Here is a 2,452-nt window from a genome sequence, read left to right as displayed (position 1 = left end):
AGGTGAAGAATCGGGACATTTTCAGAAAATAGAGACCATACGCGTGGATTGCGATGCCGACACTCTTCTGTATATTGTGCATCAGACCGGTGTGCCCTGCCATACCGGATACGAAACCTGCTTTTTCCGTGAACTGGACGGAAAAATCACTGCACGCAGACTGGTTAATCCAGATGAGGCATATGATAAAAAGGATGAGTGACACCATATAGATTGGTGATATTTTTATGATATTAGTACCCGATACAAGCGTTGTAATAGACGGACGCATCACCTCCATGATACAGGAGGGAGAATATAACGGTTATACAATAATAATACCGGAAGCTGTTGTGGCTGAACTTGAATCTCAGGCAAATCAGGGACGGGAAATAGGATTTAGCGGTTTGATTGAACTCCAGCAACTTTCAGATATGGCTGGCAAAGGAATCATTGAATTACAATATGTGGGAAAACGGCCCAGTCTTGAACAGGTGAAACTGGCAAGCGGCGGAGAGATTGATGCACTTATTCGCAATGTCGCACTGGAATACGAAGATGTACAATTTATCACCAGTGATATCGTGCAGGCAGAGGTGGCAAAGGCAAAAGGTCTGGATGTTTTGTATCTAAAACCACAGCCGGGAGAATTTTCACCACTGAGTATTGATCAGTTTTTTGACGAAACAACAATCTCTGTACACCTGAAGGAACGTGTTAAACCCACTGCACAAAAAGGAAATATAGAACGCTCAGATCTTGTGACTCTTCGTGAAACACCCCTTTCTGAGTATGAACTCCGGCAGATGGCACAGGAGATCATTGAACGGGCCAAACGCGATCCTGACGGATTTATTGAAGTTGAACGCAAAGGGGTGACCGTTGTTCAGATAGGTTCGATGAGAATTGCAATTGTGCGCCGGCCGTTCTCTGATGGTATGGGAATTACTGCTTTCAGACCGGTTCTCAGAGAGCAGTATGATCAAAAATCACTATCCCCGGAGATTAAAGAGCGCCTGTTACAAAAATCATCCGGCATTCTTATTACAGGCCCTCCTGGTTCCGGAAAGACCACACTTGCCCAGAACATTGCATCCTTCCTTCTGGAGTCCGGGCATCAGGTGTGTACGATGGAAAATCCCCGTGACCTTCAGGTGCCTGATTCAGTCACACAGTTCTCTGCACTTGATGGCAGCATGAAGAAGACCGGAGAGGTGCTGATACTCATACGTCCGGACCATGTAATATTTGATGAAATCCGTGTAGAGGAAGATTTCCAGGTATATACGGATATGCGCCTTGCAGGAGTTGGCACCATTGGCGTCGTCCATTCCCAGACACCCTGTGATGCCCTGCAGCGGTTCATCAACAGGGTTGATTTCAGTACCTTGGCAAACACAGTCGACACCCTTATTTTTGTTGATGAAAAAGCGGAGTTATCTGTTTACAGGATATCCCTGGTAGTTGGGAAACCAACGGGGATGCAGGATCTCTCAAAAAATTGTCCCATCATCAGACTTTCACGCTGTACAGACGGCGTTACTGCATGTGATGTCTTCTGCTATGAAGGGCAGACCATTGTTTTGCCTGCAGAGATGCATGAAGCAGCGCCTGTCCCTTCACATAAAAAGGAACAGCCCCCTGCAGCAAAGAAGATCACCAAAGAGCCCCCTGAGGAGAAGGAGGAGGTGCTGCCGGAAGATAAAAATCTCGCGTGGGATTTGGCAGGACGTGAAATCAAGCAGGAACTCGGGCGTTTCACGGATGGACCTATAGAAGTAAAGATGCTTTCCGACAATAAGGCCGTTGTGTATATCGATGACAGAGATGTGCCTGCTGCAATTGGCAAAGGGGGCAAAAATGTTGCAGGTATTGTCAATAAACTGAGTATCGGTATCGATATTAAGCCGTTCTCTGAATTCGGACCTGCAAAAGAAGAAGAAGAAGAAGAAGAAGAAGCTCCTGCGGATGGAAGACCATCGGCAGAGGGTGTTTCTGTGAATGGGCAGTCCATTGAACTGACCGTCGACAAAAAGAATCTCATGGTGCTATCCCCGGAAAACAGTGGAAAAATCGTGGACGTATTTGGCGGAAAAGAGTACCTGTTCACAGCAACGGTGAATGATAATGGTGAGATTATCATATCAAAGACCAGTGGAATAGCACAGGACATGCTGCGCCGGTATAAGGATGATGAGTCAATTCGCCTTAAACCGGTAGGAAACTAACTTTATTTTTGGGAACAATATTTCAGGGATTACCTTTCAGATTGGGGCGATACACGTGCAATCATTTGATATGAAAAACTTTGAACATAAATACGGAGAAATCTGGCGATCGCAGTTTGAGTCAGACCCTGGTACGAGTAATAAATTCTACCTGAACGTTGCGTATCCATATCCATCCGGGGCAATGCATGTCGGGCACGGGAGGACATACATCGTGCCTGATGTTATCGGACGTTTCTAGATCG

2 protein-coding genes are annotated in these 2,452 nt (G+C 46.1%); both read left to right on the top strand.

Annotation, left to right across the window (positions count from 1 at the left end):
* The coding region (locus MKMG_RS11245; protein WP_305847822.1) for a phosphoribosyl-AMP cyclohydrolase at positions 1–202 on the top strand (202 nt) is incomplete at its 5' end.
* A 25-nt stretch (positions 203–227) separates the two neighbouring features.
* Positions 228–2,207 carry a PINc/VapC family ATPase gene (locus tag MKMG_RS11240; RefSeq protein ID WP_165078030.1) on the top strand — a complete coding sequence of 660 codons (1,980 nt, stop codon included), beginning with the start codon at positions 228–230 and terminating at the stop codon, positions 2,205–2,207.
* Positions 2,208–2,452 lie beyond the last annotated feature (245 nt).

The sequence above is a fragment of the Methanogenium sp. MK-MG genome (genome assembly GCF_009914725.1).
In the GTDB taxonomy this organism is placed as follows: domain Archaea; phylum Halobacteriota; class Methanomicrobia; order Methanomicrobiales; family Methanomicrobiaceae; genus Methanogenium.
This window is presented reverse-complemented; position numbering and strand designations above follow the sequence as displayed.